The 18,114-nt window shown below is 40.4% G+C and carries 12 protein-coding genes; 9 read left to right on the forward strand and 3 right to left on the reverse strand.

Annotated elements, in window-relative coordinates; all coding sequences use genetic code 11:
• Window positions 1-33 precede the first annotated feature (33 nt).
• Complete coding sequence (locus R5H20_RS04055) at window positions 34-873, reverse strand: TetR/AcrR family transcriptional regulator (protein WP_006637363.1); 840 nt, start codon at window positions 871-873, stop codon at window positions 34-36.
• A gap of 146 nt (window positions 874-1,019) precedes the next feature.
• On the opposite strand from R5H20_RS04055, the gene R5H20_RS04060 reads away from it, so the two are divergent.
• Window positions 1,020-4,175 carry an efflux RND transporter permease subunit gene (locus R5H20_RS04060; protein ID WP_006637364.1) on the forward strand — a complete coding sequence of 1,052 codons (3,156 nt, stop codon included), beginning with the start codon at window positions 1,020-1,022 and terminating at the stop codon, window positions 4,173-4,175.
• Window positions 4,176-4,196: 21 nt separating this feature from the next.
• Here R5H20_RS04060 and R5H20_RS04065 read toward each other — a convergent pair whose 3' ends face one another.
• Together R5H20_RS04065 and R5H20_RS04070 are read right to left on the reverse strand one after the other, a co-directional pair.
• A complete protein-coding gene (locus tag R5H20_RS04065) occupies window positions 4,197-4,754 on the reverse strand; it encodes a GNAT family N-acetyltransferase (protein WP_006637365.1) in 558 nt (185 codons plus the stop codon).
• Window positions 4,755-4,768: 14 nt separating this feature from the next.
• Window positions 4,769-5,719, reverse strand: a complete 951-nt coding sequence (locus R5H20_RS04070; RefSeq protein WP_006637366.1) for a nucleoside hydrolase — start codon at window positions 5,717-5,719, stop codon at window positions 4,769-4,771.
• Window positions 5,720-5,917: 198 nt separating this feature from the next.
• Between R5H20_RS04070 and R5H20_RS04075 the strand changes: the two genes are divergently transcribed.
• The 8 genes from R5H20_RS04075 to R5H20_RS04110 all read left to right on the forward strand — a co-directional run bounded on the left by R5H20_RS04075 (window position 5,918) and on the right by R5H20_RS04110 (window position 18,114).
• Window positions 5,918-6,829 carry a diacylglycerol kinase gene (locus tag R5H20_RS04075; protein ID WP_006637367.1) on the forward strand — a complete coding sequence of 304 codons (912 nt, stop codon included), beginning with the start codon at window positions 5,918-5,920 and terminating at the stop codon, window positions 6,827-6,829.
• 52 nt (window positions 6,830-6,881) lie between these two features.
• The gene (rlmD, locus tag R5H20_RS04080) at window positions 6,882-8,267 is read left to right on the forward strand and encodes a 23S rRNA (uracil(1939)-C(5))-methyltransferase RlmD (protein WP_006637368.1); all 1,386 of its coding nucleotides are present in this window, start codon (window positions 6,882-6,884) and stop codon (window positions 8,265-8,267) included.
• A gap of 114 nt (window positions 8,268-8,381) precedes the next feature.
• Window positions 8,382-9,848 (forward strand): type I restriction-modification system subunit M, encoded by a 1,467-nt coding sequence (locus R5H20_RS04085; RefSeq protein WP_006637369.1) that lies wholly within the window; start codon window positions 8,382-8,384, stop codon window positions 9,846-9,848.
• Window positions 9,845-10,996 (forward strand): restriction endonuclease subunit S, encoded by a 1,152-nt coding sequence (locus tag R5H20_RS04090; protein ID WP_006637370.1) that lies wholly within the window; start codon window positions 9,845-9,847, stop codon window positions 10,994-10,996. Before R5H20_RS04085 ends, R5H20_RS04090 begins: the two co-directional genes overlap by 4 nt.
• A gap of 45 nt (window positions 10,997-11,041) precedes the next feature.
• Window positions 11,042-14,383 (forward strand): DEAD/DEAH box helicase family protein, encoded by a 3,342-nt coding sequence (locus R5H20_RS04095; protein ID WP_006637371.1) that lies wholly within the window; start codon window positions 11,042-11,044, stop codon window positions 14,381-14,383.
• A 1,233-nt stretch (window positions 14,384-15,616) separates the two neighbouring features.
• On the forward strand, window positions 15,617-16,765 hold the full coding sequence (locus tag R5H20_RS04100) for an ImmA/IrrE family metallo-endopeptidase (protein ID WP_006637372.1): 1,149 nt from the start codon (window positions 15,617-15,619) through the stop codon (window positions 16,763-16,765).
• A 1-nt stretch (window position 16,766) separates the two neighbouring features.
• The gene (locus R5H20_RS04105; protein WP_006637373.1) at window positions 16,767-17,258 is read left to right on the forward strand and encodes a DUF4411 family protein; all 492 of its coding nucleotides are present in this window, start codon (window positions 16,767-16,769) and stop codon (window positions 17,256-17,258) included.
• 43 nt (window positions 17,259-17,301) lie between these two features.
• Window positions 17,302-18,114, forward strand: a complete 813-nt coding sequence (locus tag R5H20_RS04110) for a hypothetical protein (RefSeq protein WP_006637374.1) — start codon at window positions 17,302-17,304, stop codon at window positions 18,112-18,114.

Below are 18,114 nucleotides of genomic sequence, written 5' to 3' on the forward strand. Positions count from 1 at the left end.
CTGGTTTTGATTTGCCGGCAGGATGATCTGTTGTCAACGATCAAGAAACCGGGATAGCATCTGAAAGACATGACCGACGTTTTCCTGCTGCTCCAGGTTTGTGAGCATTCCTTGAATAACGGGCTTTCTAGGCGCTGTTTTAGTCAGCTCTTCTTCGATGACATCAAGCGTGATCATGATGTCTTCAGAAAAGGCCTCGCGTTTTTTTAATTCCGAAATTTCCTCCAGAATCATTTGTTTATCTATATCCTTTTGTCCGCATTTAAAAAAGCCGTCGGCAAGAATCGGCTCTTCGCCGCTTTGAAGCAGGCCGCCGACCATCTCGTCAACTCTCCTGATGATAAAGGCGGCAAGCTGATCAAAGTCAATATCAAGCTCATAAAAGATAAATAGGTTTTGATAGGCTTGCACGATTCCCTGCACCATAATCGACAGATCGGGCAAATACGGCTGAACGGCGCCGCCGTAAGCTCCCAGCAGCGCATTTTGGTAAGCTTCATGAAATTTTTTGCCGATGTCTTTAAAATATTCCCCGATCCTGCTGTTTTCCGGGATGCTGTGCTCGCTGATCATCACAAGGATGAAATCTCTGTGCTCCCTGCTTTCTTTAAATTGATAAGCAATCTGTTCTTTGAAAATCTCCTTCGGCTGGAAATTTTTTTGCTGTATGGCCTTCATATTTTCGGTGGTTCTATCGATATAATACTTAATGATTGCGAGCAGCAGCGCATCTTTGGATTTGAAATGCAGATAAAACGCTCCTTTTGATATGTCGCATTCATTGGCGATCTCCTGAATCGTCGTTGAGGCAAAGCCGTTTTTCGCGAACAGTCGGAGGCCGGCCTGAATGATTTTTTCTTCTTTTTCTGTCATGAACGTACTCCTTTAAAACAACATTAAAATTGGTTAAATTTTAACATATATAAGTTGACGCTGTTTACTGATGAAGTTTATTATTGTATAGAATGACCAGTCAGTCAACAAGTAATCTGAAAAGATATGAAAAAATGGAGGTCGTAATGAATTCTATCATTAATTTTGTGCTGAAGAACAAGTTCGCTGTGTGGCTGATGACGATTATTGTTACGGTTGCCGGCCTTTACGCGGGTTTGAATATGAAGCAGGAATCCATTCCTGATGTGAACATGCCTTACCTTGCGATTAACACGACATATCCGGGCGCTACTCCAAGCCAAGTGGCCGATGAGGTAACAAAGCCGGTTGAACAGGCGGTGCAGAATCTGGACGGAGTGAGCGTTGTCACCTCTACGTCCTATGAAAACGCCTCATCCGTGATGATTGAATATGATTATGAGAAAGATATGGACAAAGCGAAAACAGAAGCGGCTGAAGCGCTTGAAAACGTAAAGCTGCCTGATGACGCGAAAGATCCGGAGATTTCACGCTACAGCATGAATTCCTTCCCGATCTTGACGCTCAGCGTCTCAAGCGACAAAGACAATCTTCAAGAACTGACGAAAAAAGTGGAAGACGGACTTGTGTCTAAGCTTGAAGGCATCGAAGGCGTCGCTTCCGTCCAAGTGTCAGGACAGCAGGTTGAAGAGGTTGAATTCTCTTTTAAAGAAGACAAAATGAAAAAATACGGGCTTGACAAAGACACAGTCAAGCAAGTGATTCAAGGATCAGATGTGACAACTCCGCTTGGATTGTACACATTCGGAAAAGAAGAAAAATCCGTCGTCGTCAGCGGCGATATTGAAACAATCAAAGACTTAAAGAATATGAGAATCCCGACCGCATCTGCTTCCGCGGGCTCAGCAGCAGCGGCGCAGAGCGGACAAGCGGCGCAAAGTGCACAAGCGGCACAGAGCGCGCAAGCAGCCGCACAGGCTCAGCAAAGCACAGAAGTGCCGACGGTCAAGCTTTCTGATATTGCAACTATTAAAGACGTCAAAAAAGCTGAATCCATTTCACGCACAAATGGAAAAGACAGCATCGGCATCAACATCGTCAAAGCGAATGATGCCAATACGGTAGAGGTTGCCGATAATGTCAAAGAGGAACTGAAACAATACAAACAAGACCACAAAGGCTTCCAGTACAGCGCAACGCTGGACATGGCCAAACCGATCACAGAATCAGTCGAAACGATGCTGAGCAAGGCCATTTTCGGAGCGATCTTTGCGGTTGTGATTATCCTCTTATTCTTAAGAGACATTAAATCAACTTTAATTTCGATCATTTCGATTCCGCTGTCATTGCTGATCGCACTGCTTGTGCTGAACCAGCTTGATATCACATTGAATATCATGACGCTCGGCGCCATGACGGTCGCCATCGGGCGGGTCGTCGATGACTCGATCGTCGTCATCGAGAACATCTACCGCCGCATGAGGCTGAAAGATGAACCGCTCCGCGGAAAAGCACTGGTTCGCGAAGCGACGAAAGAAATGTTTTTACCGATTATGTCATCAACGATCGTAACGATTGCGGTATTCCTGCCGCTTGCACTTGTAGGCGGTCAAATCGGCGAATTGTTTATCCCGTTTGCCTTAACGATTGTCTTTGCGCTTGCCGCATCCCTTCTGATTGCGATCACGCTCGTGCCGATGCTCGCGCACAGCCTGTTCAAAAAATCGTTGACGGGAGCGCCGTTAAAAGCGAAAGAACATAAACCGGGAAGACTTGCAAACGCCTATAAAAAAGTCTTGAACTGGGCGCTCAGCCATAAATGGATCACATCGATCATCGCGATTCTCATGCTGCTGGGAAGCTTGTTCCTTGTTCCGTTGATCGGCGCAAGCTACCTGCCTTCAGAAGAGGAAAAAACGGTGCAGATCACATACACGCCAGAACCGGGTGAAACGAAAAAAGAAGCTGAAGATGAAGCTGAAAAAGCCGAAAAAATCTTATTGGACAGAAAGCATGTCGATACGGTTCAATATTCCTTAGGCTCAAGCAGCCCGCTCGCCCAGGGAAATTCAAACGGCGCGCTCTTCTATATCAAATATGAAGATGATACGCCTGACTTTGATAAAGAAAAAGATGACGTGCTTAAAGACATTCAGAAAACATCCAAACGCGGAGAGTGGAAAACACAGAATTTCAACTCTTCAGGAAATAACAATGAATTAACGTATTATGTGTACGGTGATTCAGAAAAAGATATTAAAGGCACTGTCAAAGACATCGAAAAAATCATGAAAGATCAAAAAGATCTGAAGAACGTCAACTCAGGCCTTTCCAGCACATATGACGAATATACATTTGTCGCTGATCAAGAGAAGCTGAGCAAGCTTGGTTTAACGGCTTCGCAAATTTCACAGACGCTCATGACAGAAACATCACAGGCTCCTCTGACAACCGTCAAAAAAGACGGCAAAGAGCTCGATGTCAACATTAAAACCGAAAAAGACGAGTATAAGAGCGTCAAAGATTTAGAAAACAAAAAGATCACAACAGCGACAGGCCAGGAAGTGAAAATCGGCGATGTGGCAAAAGTGAAAGAAGGCACGACATCCGATACCGTCTCAAAACGCGACGGAAAAGTCTATGCCGATGTCACCGGCGAAGTCACATCAGACAATATCACAAGCGTATCTGTCGATGTACAGAAGAAAATCGACAAGCTTGACCTGCCTGACAACGTCACGATTGATACAGGCGGTGTTACCGCGGATATCGCAGATTCCTTTACAAAGCTCGGCTTAGCGATGCTTGCGGCGATTGCGATCGTCTACCTCGTGCTCGTGATCACATTCGGCGGTGCGCTCGCGCCATTTGCGATCCTGTTCTCGCTGCCGTTTACCGTTATCGGCGCATTGGTCGGACTTTATGTATCAGGTGAAACGATCAGCCTGAACGCGATGATCGGAATGCTGATGCTGATCGGTATCGTCGTGACAAACGCGATTGTCTTAATCGACCGCGTCATCCATAAGGAAGCGGAAGGACTGTCTACGAGGGAAGCGCTCTTGGAAGCCGGCTCGACAAGGCTCCGCCCGATCCTGATGACCGCGATTGCGACAATCGGCGCCTTGATTCCGCTGGCGCTTGGATTTGAAGGCGGCAGCCAGGTCATATCAAAAGGGCTCGGCGTCACCGTTATCGGCGGTTTAATCAGTTCGACGCTGCTGACTCTCTTGATCGTGCCGATCGTATATGAAGTATTGGCCAAATTCCGGCGGAAAAAGCCGGGAACGGAAGAAGAGTAAATATAAGAAAGCCTCAGCTATTCAAAGCTGAGGCTTTTTTTCATCATTGGGATTGATGATCGCCAGCACCTGATGATCTTCCCATTTGCCGTTGATCTTGACGTTTTTCCGCGCGATCCCTTCTTTATGAAAGCCCGCTTTTTCGAGGACGCGAATTGATGCAATATTATGCGGCATGACGCCGGCTTCGATGCGATGCAGTTTTAAATCATGGAACGCATAATCGATCATCAGTCTGACCGCTTCCGTCGTATAGCCTTTGCCATTATGCTGCTGATCTAAAAAATAGCCGATAAAGGCGCATTGCAGAGCGCCGCGCAGCACTTGAAAGAGATTGATGGTTCCAATCAGCGCATCATCATTCCTGTGAAAGATACCAAAGTAATAATCTTCGTCTTTCTGCATGTTGTCATAAAAAGTTTGCAGCCGCTTTTTTTGCGCTTCAAGCGTATAAAAATCAGGGGCGCGCTCCATCGAAAATTGCTCGAAAAACGCGCGGTTATCCGTCTGAAGCTTAAGGCATGCTTCAGCATCATCAGCGGTCAGCGGCCTGATATAAATGGATTGTCCTTTTTTCATGTCATCGCCCCTTATCAAGATGGAATGCCATCAGCCTTTTTCATCAGTTCTTCAAAGTACGCAAAAAATGCCTCCCTGTCCACCTGCTCGACGACTTTGACAGGCCTTCCGCCGGGATGCTCCTCTGTCGTTCCCTGGCGCGGGCTTTCCGTATGTACAATGGTGTTGACGCTCCGCGAACGGATCATCTCTTTCTTGCCGAGCGTCAGCGTTGTCAGCACATCCCACAGATAGTAGGTGGAATTTGTCTCAGTATGTACAAGCGGCGGGCACAGCGCATAGCATTGGCCGATAAAATCGATTCCGACATGCTTCCGCAGGCGCGCCCAATGCAAGCGGACATCATTTGTCAAAGGCACCTGATTCGTGCTTTCCAGTGCGACCATGTCGATTTCAATATCATGCTCAAATACCGCCTTCACACTGTATGGGTCCCAAAACGCGTTCCACTCCGCCGTGCCGTCGTGTTCAGGCTCTTCGACATTCCCTTTTTCAAGGAAAGTGCCGCCCATCCAGACCAGCTTTTCAATATGCTTTTCGATCGACGGATCTGCTTCAAAAGCGCGCGCCAAATCCGTCAGCGGACCGGTAAACAGCAATGTCACCGGCTCTTCAATGTTCTTTAATGCCTCAATCAAGTGCAGGTGGGCCGGAAGATCCGAAACTGGAGCTTCAACAGCCCCTTTTTCATTTAAAATCGGCAAGGCGTCGACATAAAAAGCGTGCATGCGCCATTCCTTCGGAAAAGGATTGACCCCTCTGGAATCGGAAGCCGCAGTTTCAACACGGTAGGAGCCGAAGCGGTCAATGATCTTTCGGCTCGCGCTTAACGCGGGCTCCAGGTAGCAATCAGCGGGAATGACGGACGCCCCGATCAAGTCGATATCCTCCATTTGCAGCAGCAAAAATAGAGATACGAGGTCATCCACCCCTCCGTCATGGTTGAAATAAACAGGTTTACTCACAGCATCAGCCCCTTTTTTCATACTATTTATGATTTTACAACAATTACTTCGCAAAGTCTCTTTTACCATTTTTTAGTGCAATTTATCTAATGTTAAACAAAGATCACCCCCATTTTGTTGCGATTTTTTTAACAACTAGTATAATTAAAGGTTGTTGGTAAAGAAATGATACGGATACTCTAATAGGATGATGAAAACATGAAACGTGCACGAATCATATACAATCCGACTTCCGGACGCGAACTTTTTAAAAAAAACCTTCCCCAGGTGCTGCAAAAATTCGAACAGGCCGGCTATGAAACCTCATGCCATGCCACAACAGGGGAAGGAGACGCCGTTCAGGCCGCCAGAAGCGCCGCTGAGAGGCAATTTGATTTAATTGTCGCAGCGGGCGGGGACGGGACGTTGAACGAAGTCATCAACGGATTGGCGCCTTTGGAAGAGCGTCCGAATCTCGGGGTGATTCCCGTCGGGACGACAAACGACTTCGCGAGAGCCCTTGGCATTCCGAGAGAGGATATTTTAAAGGCCGTTGACACAATACTAGAGGGTGAAGCCCGGCCGATCGACATCGGACGCGTAAACGGCCAATACTTCATCAATATCGCCGGAGGCGGACGCCTGACCGAACTGACATATGATGTCCCCAGCAAATTAAAAACGATGCTCGGGCAGCTCGCCTATTATCTCAAAGGTATGGAAATGCTTCCTTCATTAAAGCCGACCGAGGTGGAAATCGAATATGACGGCAAGCTGTTCCACGGCGAAGTGATGCTGTTTTTGGTGATGCTCACCAATTCAGTCGGCGGCTTTGAAAAACTCGCGCCGGACTCGAGCCTGAACGACGGCATGTTTGACCTGATTATTTTGAAACGAACGAATCTTGCGGAATTTATCCGGCTGGCCGGACTCGCTCTCCGCGGCGAACACATTCATGATGAGCATGTCATTTATACGAAGGCGAACCGCGTCAAGGTAACGCTGAAGGATAAGATGCTCTTGAATCTTGACGGCGAATACGGCGGAGAACTGCCGGGCGAATTCGAAAACCTCTACCGCCACATCAACGTCGTCATGTCCACTGAAAAAGCACAAAGACTCGATGATTGAACTTGGTCTCAAGGCTACGCGGGCCAAGTTTTTCTTATAGCAGGTGAAAATTATGAAACAAAAAGCCCCCGTACAAAAAAATGAATATTATGATGTTGTATTTGAAGATTTGACACACGAAGGCGCAGGAGTCGCCAAAGTCGACGGCTTCCCGATTTTCGTCCCGAACGCCCTGCCTGACGAAAAAGCGCAGATCAAAGTAACACGGGTCAAAAAAGGCTTCGCCTTCGGCCGCCTCATCGACCTGAAAGAAGAAAGCCGCTTCCGCATGGACGCGCCGTGCCCGATCTACAAGCAGTGCGGCGGCTGCCAGCTTCAGCACATCAACTACGAAGGCCAGCTTCTCTACAAGCAGAAGCAAGTCAAAGACGTGCTTGAGCGAATCGGCAAGCTCGATTTAAGCCGGATCACCGTCTACCCGACCCTCGGCATGGAAGACCCGTGGAACTACCGAAACAAAGCGCAGGTCCCTGTCGGCGAAAGAGAAGGCGGTCTGATCGCAGGCTTCTACCAGCAGCGCAGCCATGACATCATCGACATGAACGAATGCCTGATCCAGCAGTCGGAAAACGACCGCGTCGTTCAGGCGATTAAAGAGATCTGCGGCAAATACGGCATCAAAGCGTACAACGAAGAACGCCACAAAGGCTGGCTCAGACACATCATGGTCAGATACGGCGCCGTCACAGGCGAAATGATGGTCGTCTTCATCACAAGAACAAACGACTTCCCGCACAAAGCGAAAATCGTCGAGGAGATCACCGCGGCATTCCCGCACGTCAAATCGATCGTCCAAAACATCAACCCGAAAAAAACAAACGTCATCTTCGGCGACGAAACAACCGTCATCTGGGGAGAAGAATACATTTACGACACAATCGGCGGCATCAAATTCGCCATCTCGGCAAGATCGTTCTACCAAGTCAACCCTGAGCAAACGAAGGTGCTCTACGACAAAGCGCTTGAATACGCCGAACTGAACGGCGAAGAAACCGTGATTGATGCATATTGCGGCATTGGCACGATTTCGTTGTTTTTAGCGAAGCAGGCGAAGAAAGTGTACGGCGTCGAAATTGTGCCGGAAGCGATTGAGGACGCGAAGCGGAATGCTGAGCTGAATGGTATTGAGAACGCTGAGTTTGAAGTTGGCGAAGCTGAGGCCGTGATTCCGAAGTGGTATGAGGAAGGCATTACGGCTGACACGCTAGTGGTTGACCCGCCGCGCAAAGGCTGCGACGAGGCTTTGCTGCGGACGATTATTGAAATGAAGCCGAAGCGTGTAGTGTATGTATCGTGCAACCCGGGAACCCTGGCGCGCGATTTGCGGGTGCTGGAGGATGGCGGGTATGCGACGCTTGAAGTGCAGCCTGTTGATATGTTTCCGCATACAAGTCATGTGGAGTGTGTGGCTGTGCTTAGGATTAAAAAAGGCAACTAATGATTGCCTTTTTTATTTTCAGTTAAAAAATGACTTGCTACACTTATTTTTTTTGGCAGTACTATAGTATAATTGGTATAGATTTTGTTTTAAAAATAATGAGGTGCAAAATAAATGATAACAGGTGAATTACGAAACAAAGTAGATAAGGTCTGGGAGACATTCTGGACAGGGGGAATCACAAACCCTCTAACTGTCATTGAACAGTTTACATACCTATTGTATATCAAAAGATTAGATGATAACGAGAAAAAGAAAGAAGCGGATGCGGAATTATTAGGTTTAGATTTTCAAGGGATTTTTCCAGAAGATAAACCGCAATTGCGCTGGTCAATCTTTTCGAATATGGGCCCGGATGAAATGTTTAAAGTCGTAACGGAAGAAGTCTTTCCGTTTATTAAAGAACTAGGCGGAAAACAATCGACATATGCAAAGTTTATGAAGGACGCGATATTTGTTATTCCAACACCGTCATTATTGGCCCGAGTGGTTGCCGGGATTAGCGGTATTTTACAATCAGTTCAAACCGATGGGAAAAAGGATACGCTCGGAGATTTATATGAGTACTTATTATCAAAGCTCTCCACTGCGGGAACAAACGGCCAATTTAGAACACCACGTCATATCATTGATATGATTGTTCGCTTAATGAAACCGACATCACAAGACATTATCGTCGATCCGTCTGCGGGTTCTGCCGGCTTTCTTGTCGCAGCAGGTGAATATTTACGAGAAAACCATGGTGATCTGTTTTACATTGAAGGTTTAAAAAAGCATTTCAATGAAAAGATGTTCCACGGTTTTGAGATGGACGGCACTATGCTTCGAATTGGTGCGATGAATATGATGCTTCACGGTGTTGATAATCCGAATATTGCCTATCGTGACAGCTTATCTGAACAAAACAAAGACACAGAGCAATACACACTTGTCCTTGCTAATCCACCATTTAAAGGTTCTTTAGATTATGATTCTGTTTCAGATGATTTATTAAAAATCACAAAAACAAAAAAAACAGAATTGCTTTTCTTAGCATTGTTCTTAAGAATGCTAAAAAAAGGAGGACGAGCGGCTTCCATTGTTCCGGATGGCGTCTTATTCGGAAGCTCTAAAGCGCATAAAGCCATTCGTCAAGAAATTGTCGATAATCACAAGCTTGAAGCTATTATTTCTATGCCATCGGGTGTCTTTAAGCCTTATGCAGGAGTATCAACGGCAATTATGATCTTTACTAAAACAGGTGCCGGTGGCACCGACAATGTCTGGTTCTATGATATGAAAGCTGACGGCTACTCTTTAGACGATAAGCGAAATCCGATTGAAGACAACGACATTCCGGATATCATTAAAAGATTTGAGAACATTGAAAATGAAAAAGACAGAAAGCGTACAGAGCAATCCTTTTTCGTACCTGTTGATGAGATACGAGAAAACGGATACGATTTGTCTATCAATAAGTATAAGGAAATTGAATGTGAAGAGATTGAGTATGAGAACCCAGAAATAATTTTACGTGAAATCAGGAGATTAGAAAATGAAATACTAAATGGTTTAAAAGAAATGGAGAGGTTGATTAGGTGATTCAAACGATTGTTCCTTTGTTGTCAATTTGTGACTTTCAAGGAGGAACACAACCTCCTAAAAGTGAATGGACAACCGAAGAAAGAGACGGGTATATTCGAATGTTACAAATAAGGGATTTCACACAAGAAAGAAATGTACTTGAGTATGTACCCTTAAAACAGAATCTGAAAACTTGTGAAGAAGATGACATATTAATAGCAAGATATGGTGCCTCAATTGGTAAGATATTAACCGGTTTAAAAGGAGCCTATAATGTTGCTATTATTAAGACAATACCAGATGAACATAAGATTTTAAAAAAGTATCTATATTACTATCTTAAATCAAATGTATTTCAAAACTTTGTGAAGAATGTTAGTACACGAGCAGCTCAAGCTGGTTTTAACAAACAAGATTTAAGAAAATTAAATATATATCTTCCGACGTTAGACATTCAAAAACAAATAATAGATTTATTAGATAAAGCTCAATCTCTCATCCACAAACGCAAAGCTCAAATTGTAGCATTATCCGACCTTACGCATAGCGTGTTTTTAGAGATGTTTGGGGATCCGATTAAGAATACCCGAAAATGGAATTTGAAATCTTTTGAAGAGATTGCAAAGATCGATACTAAAATGGTGAAAAATTTCGACAATTACCTAGGATATAAATACATCGGAATAGATAATATTGAAAAAAATACTGGCAGATTAGTTAATGTAAAAACTGTTGGAGAAGTAAAACCAACCAGCAGCAAGTACTTATTTACAGATGACCATATTATATATAGTAAAATAAGGCCTTATCTTAACAAAGTAGCCATACCTAAGTTTAAGGGGCTTTGTAGTGCGGATTCTTATCCAATTTTAGTAGATGAAAATGTGACAACAAAGGAATTTCTCACATATATTCTAAGATCACAATTATTTTTAAATCATGTAAATTCTCAAAGTAAAAGGACTAATATCCCGAAAGTGAATAAAAAACAATTGATGGACTTTAATACAATTTGTCCACCGTTAGATTTACAAAAAGACTTCACGAATAAAGTGAAAAATATAGAGTTACAAATAGAAAAATTGAATGGTAGCATGAAATATATAGACAATATTTTTCAATCTTTAATGCAACGTGCATTTCGAGGTGAGTTATTCAATAATTAAGTGATTGAAAATATATAAATGATATTTTTATCTGGGGGGAGTCAATTGCTAAGCAACTTTGGGTTTTTAAAAGAAAAAGCTCATTTTGAAAGCTTTACAATTGCTTGCTTGGAGGCTGAGAAAAGCCTTCAAGTAAGCCCTGCAACTTGTGCGATTTTAACGCGGCGTGCGCTTGAGTTGTCTGTGAAATGGTTGTATACATTTGATAGTGAGTTGAAATTACCATACCAAGATAATTTATCGAGTTTGATTCATGAACGGACCTTTAAATCAATCCTTGATGATAAGCTGTTTCCTTTCTTAAAATATATCATCAAGTTAGGAAATGTTGCCGTACATACAAATTCAGTTATTACTCGAGACGAAGCGGTCTTATCATTACATTATCTTCATCAATTTATTGATTGGCTGGATTATTGTTATTCTGAAATTTATTCCGAGTCGGAATTTAGGGAAGATATTCTACTTACTGGTGAAGAGCCGAGAAAAAGACCGGAAGAATATAAAGAGCTTTATGAAAAATTAAGCTCAAAGGATCGGAAACTGGAAGACTTGATGAAGGAGAATGCTAAACTTCGTCAAGAACTGACAGAAAAGCGGCTTGAAAATACGAAACATTATGATTTCCAAGTGGATGAACTGTCAGAATTTGATACGCGCAAAATGTATATTGATTTAGAATTGAAACTTGCCGGTTGGGAATTTGGAAAAGATATTATCACGGAGTATCCTGTATCTGGCATGCCAAATGCACAAGGAAAAGGCTTTGTCGATTATGTACTGCTTGGAGATAACGGGAAACCTCTTGCAGTACTTGAAGCTAAAAAATCATCATATGATGTCAATAAAGGGAAGCATCAAGCGAAATTGTATGCTGATTGTGTTGAACAAATGCACGGACAGCGTCCAATTATTTTCTATACAAACGGTTTTGACATTCGACTTTGGGATGATCTAAACTACCCGGAACGAAAAGTATCAGGGTTTTATACAAAGGGCGATCTTGAACGATTAATTAGCCGTCGCACAATTCAACGACCGCTTACTGAAATTGAAATTAATGATAACATTACAAATCGTTACTATCAGGTAGAAGCCATTAAAGAAGTTTGTGATGCTATTGAAGCAAAGCAAAGAAAAGCACTTCTTGTCATGGCAACGGGTAGCGGGAAAACAAGAACAGCGATATCAATTGTAGATATCTTGGTTCGGCATAACTGGGTAAAAAATGTTTTATTTTTAGCTGATCGTAAAACACTTGTTTTACAGGCGAAAAAAAACTTCAATAATCTTCTTCCAAGTTTGACGCTGTGTAATCTGCTTGATAACAAGGATAATCCAGAGTCAAGTCGTATTGTATTCTCTACATATCCGACGATGATGAATGCGATAAACGACACAAAGAGGAAAGATGGAAATAAGTTATTCACACCAGGTCATTTTGACTTAATTATAGTAGATGAAAGCCATCGTAGCATTTATAAAAAGTATCGTGCGATTTTTGAGTATTTTGACGGCATTTTGTTAGGGTTAACAGCTACGCCAAAAGATGAAATTGACAGAAATACGTATGATATCTTCGATTTAGAAACAGGTGTGCCAACTTACGCTTATGAACTTGAGCAAGCTGTTAAAGATAAGTATCTTGTTCACTATCGTTCAAATGAATCTACTTCTAAAATCATGGATGACGGTCTTCGGTATGACGATTTATCAGAAGAGGAGAAAGAATATTATGAAGAAACCTTTGATGATGAACATGGAGAAGAAATCAGCAGCGGGGCAGTGAATCAATGGTTATTTAATGATGATACAATTGATCATGTGCTAAATGAACTCATGGAAAAAGGAATCAAGGTTGAGGGCGGAGATAAGCTTGGAAAAACGATAATCTTTGCCAATAATAAAGCGCATGCTAGACGAATTGTAGAGCGGTTTAATCATATGTATCCCGAGTACAGCGGTTTTGCCAGTGAAATTCATTATGGCGTACAATATGTTCAATCTTTGATAGATGATTTTTCTACAAAAGATAAGAATCCGCAAATTGCTGTATCAGTTGATATGTTGGATACAGGAGTAGATATTCCTGAAGTCGTTAATCTCGTGTTCTTTAAGAAAGTAAGATCTAAGTCAAAATTTTGGCAAATGATCGGCCGTGGTACAAGAACTTGTGAAGATCTTTTTGGAGTCGGCGAAAATAAAAAATACTTCTTAATCTTTGATTATTTACGTAACTTTGAGTTCTTTCGTGAAAATGAAAGAGGAATAGAAGGCAGTGCTTCTATAGGATTAACAGAGAGAATCTTTAATCTTAAAGTCGATATCATTAGGGAGCTGCAGGCGCTCATTTATCAGGAAGAGCCTTACATTAGTCATCGAAATCAATTAATTGATGATGTATATCAGGAAATCTATCGCTTAAACGATGAAAATTTTCAGGTTCGCATGCATTTGCAATTTGTACACAAATATAAAAATCGTTCGAACTGGCAGGCGCTCACAGTAACGAATGTAAGCGAGATTAAAGAGCACATTACTCCATTGATTATTTCCATTTTAGATGATGAATTGGCGAAGCGTTTTGATAGTGTAATGTACTCTATTGAACTAGCAAAATTAACTGCTAAAACTGTAACAAAACCTATTAAAAGCGTCGTGCAAACTGCTGAGGATTTGTCGAAATTAGGTACAATCCCACAAATAAACGAAAAGCGAAACATCTTGTTAAAAGTGCAAACTGAAGCGTTTTGGGAAGAAGCGAGTATTTTTGATCTTGAAGAAGTACGAGTGGCCATTCGCGAACTTGTGAAGTTTCTAGAAAAGGACAGCCAAAAAGATTATTACGTTAATTTTAAAGATACATTTTCAATAATCAATGAAGGTAATGAGCCAATCTACGGATCAAATGATTTACAAAATTATCGCAAAAAGGTCAATCAATATTTGAAAGAGAATCAAGATCAGACGGCCGTTTATAAATTACGCCATAATAAACCGTTAACCCGTCAAGATGTTCAAACACTTGAAGACATCCTATGGAATGAGTTGGGTACACAAGAGGATTATCAAAAGGAGTTTGGTAAAACACCGATTACTAAACTGGTTCGTCAAATCGTTGGATTAGATCAAAAAGCTGCTAACGAAGCATTTTCAGAATTCCTTAGCGAAGAAAAATTAAATACAAGGCAGCTGCGTTTTGTGAAACTGATCATTGATTACGTTGTGAAGAACGGAACGCTTGAAAAGAAAGTCTTACAAGAAGATCCGTTCCGCACACTAGGAAGTGTTACTGACTTGTTCAATGACAATAAAGAAGATGTGAGAAAAATTTTGCAGGTGGTTGATACAATAAATCGTAATACAGAGGAGTTTGAAGGTGCGTAAGAAACAGGGTTCCGAAAAGGGACCTTGCTTCTTTTAAAAGACTTTCATATGAGGCTTGTTTTTCTAGCTATTGTTAATTTATTTCTCTTAAGAAATAATTGATTAACTCTTTCCTGAATGTAACTGATTAATTGGTTCAGAATAATTTCTACGATGTACATTTTCTTTTATGAAGAACTGAAAACTTTCTGTTGCGGTTTGTAACACTCTTTGATTCATAACCTACGTCTGAATGACGTCGTGCTTTGTAAATTTCATAATACTGTTCAATACCTTTTTTATTAAATTTAATAATTCAATTATTGATAAAATCATTTCCGGTGTTGTTTTAAATTTGTCTTTTCAGAAGCTTGTTCTCGATGCCTTATATGTTACGCTTTGTATTTTCCTGAGAACTTTGTATATACATTAAACAGAAAACACAGAGTAAACAAATGATTTTTTTCTTATGAACTAACTTCCGCAAATATGTACCTGTTTTCATAAAAGTTTCCCTTTTTTAGTTTAGCATTTGGATTCTAAACACCTAGAAACCCCTCACTCACTTGTCGCAATCATTCACTGTCTTAAACAAAGTTGTGTTATTCCAGAGCCATGATGACGCAGGAAGAACATAAGTAGCAATTGGCCAGTTAGAGGTAGAGGTTCTTTGTGGCTTTCTTTTTTCCTCGAAAATTCAACTTCGTTCTTGAAGGCGGTTTGTGTAGGTGAACACGGACGTTGCTACGATGAAATTATTGGGTATTGCAACAAACGAGTACCTTGGCCAATGAAAGGTAAGCGGCTGAAGATGAGCAGTGTTGACTCAATTCTCATACCCCTTGGCCATATACAATTCGATTCTTACCAGTCAAAAAAGCGGGTAGCCGCTGATCTCTTTATATAGACTGTGTACGGGAGAAATGACGCCTGAATATCCATAGACGCATAAAGCCTTTTAAACGTAGCCGACTCACGGACGAAGGAAAGCTTTCTTGTCATTGGAGATATAAATTGTTTGTCAACACCGCGAATAAACCACACTGATTGTTGAAGCTTTTTGACATTCCAGAAAAAAGGTCATCCAACAGATTAAATGGTTAAATATAAAGGTTTTGTCTTTAATGTAAAAAGGGTACTTTTTTACCAAGATATATTTCAAATTCACTTTACATGCTTAGCGGATATTGTTATATTAATGATGTAACAAATATTGGATAAGTAATTGCTCTATTTTAGGAGGTGAAATTAGATATGACAGTAAGAGTGCAGATAAAACCAGAACTTTTAAAATGGGCTTATAATCGGACAATAAAGCAAGACAAATTACATAATAAATTCCCAAAATTAGATGAATGGCTTAACGGAAATATTAAACCTACATTGAAACAATTAGAAGAATACGCAAATGCGACTTCAACCCCCTTAGGATACTTATTTCTTGAAAAACCTCCAGTCGAACAATTGCCAATACCTCACTATAGAACAATTGATAAGGGCATGAGGAAACAGCCTAGCCCAGATTTAATTGAGACTTTGCATTTAATGCAAAGACGACAAGACTTTATGAAGGATTACTTTGAAAGATATATAGGAGATTCTTTAGATTTTGTAGGATCTTATCAAGGTAATAAAGCAAGTCAACTTGCGAATAAAATTAGTGAGTTATTTGGAATAAAGTCTGAATGGGCAAGTAAACAAAGAACTTTTCAAGAGGCTCTAAATTATCTTATAAGTAAATGTGAAGAAAATCGTATAATGGTAATGGTGAATGGAATAGTAGGTTCTAATACCCATAGACCGCTAAATATAGAAGAGTTCAGAGGTTTTGTTTTAGTTGATGATATGGCACCACTTATCTTCATTAATGGAGTAGATGCAAAGTCAGCACAAATATTCACATTAATACATGAGATTGCACATATTTTTATTGGATCAAGTGCTGTAGTAGAGGCATCACCGCTTAATGAAGTTGATGAACAAGTTGAAAAATTATGTAACGCAGCTGCTGCAGAGTTTTTGTGTCCACATGATACTTTTAAAAAAGCGTGGTATGCACACTACGGAGATAGAAATGTTTATAAAACTTTAGCGGATATTTTTAAAGTAAGTCAATTAGTGATAGGGAGAAGAGCTTTAGATTTAGGAATTATATCTAAAAAAGAATTCTTTGACTTTTACCACAGATACTTGGAAGAGAATCAAACGAAACGCAATTCAACGTCCTCTGGGGGGAACTTTCATAATACCACAAGAATTAGACTTGGGGAGTTGTTTTCTAAAGCTATAATTTATCAGACGAAGTCAGGTAATATGCAATTTACAGATGCTTATAAATTAACAGGACTAAAAAGGTCAACATTTCAAAATTATGCGAGTTATATAGAAGGAAGGGGTGTATAGTATGTATGTACTTGATGCGAATGTGTTTATCGGAGCATATAGGGGGTATTATTCTTTTGAAGTAGCACCAAGTTTTTGGGATGCTCTAGTTAAACTGGCGGATGATTCTAAAATATGTAGTATTGATAGGATACAGCAAGAAATAATTACTTCAAAAGATGATCCTGATCAATTACAAGAATGGACTTCTGAAAATTTTAGAGATTATTTTGAAAGAACAGATGCACTAGATGTTTTACAAATTTATGCTGAAATTCAGCAATGGGCTAATAATAGCTCACAATTTACAGATGCAGCGAAAGATGAATTTGCAAGAAATGCTGATGCATGGCTAATAGCATATGCTAAGGCTAAAGGATACACCTTAGTAACACATGAAGTTTATAATCCACAGTCAAGGAAAAGAATTTTAATTCCTGTAGTATGTGAGGCTTTTGGAATTGACTATGTAAACACCTTCGAGATGTTAAAAGAGTTACAAGTGAAATTTTAAATTAAAATTACAATTGTTATTTATGATATATAGGAGAAGTATTTTGGGGTTCCAATTACAGAGTTATAGAAACTTAAAGAGAAGATTAGGATTTATTGATTCGATTATAGAAGTGAATGAACTGGCAATAAGGAATTTACTTAAGTTAAAAAGTCAATCTGAATTTACATTCTATATAAAAAGATTATCAGATATTCATGGTATTATAGTCGATTTTTCTAAATCTTATGATGTTTTGAGTGTTAAAATGGCAGGGAGTTATATTGTTAAGGTTTATACAGAATTTGAATTGTTTTTATATGAATTTAATAATGAATTCAATGAGATTAATAAATCAGCCAAATGGGAGTATAAAAATAACTGTGGATCAAAATTAGAACAGAGCTTTAAAAATGTTGCTCAAGAATTTCGTTATCAAGACAACTTAGATTTTAAAATTGCTGAATATTATAGGTATTGTAGAAATATGATAGTACATACACGGGATAGGAATTTAGAGAAAAAATTAAGAGATGAATATAACCATTTACTTAGCTGCAAAGAAGAAATTATAAAGTCTTTTAATGTTAAAAATGCTCCTAAAACTATAAAAGAACTAAGTTTTGAAGACTTTGTTTTATTTACAAAAGTTGTGAAGAGGATTGGTAAACGTCTATGTAAATATTCAGAACCTAATCAACCAGAAAATATAATTCTGAGTTTGGATTTAAGAAAATTTAAAAAATTCATTAATAACGAGGTTAGATTGAAAAAGTGTATTCTAGGAGAATTAATGACCCTATATAGCTACTCGCAAGATGAAGCTGTATCTTTGTTAAATTGTGTTGACATTAATGAAATAATCTGTATATTATAA

It is taken from the genome of Bacillus sp. KICET-3 (assembly GCF_033261025.1).
In the GTDB taxonomy this organism is placed as follows: Bacteria; Bacillota; Bacilli; order Bacillales; family Bacillaceae; genus Bacillus; species Bacillus sonorensis.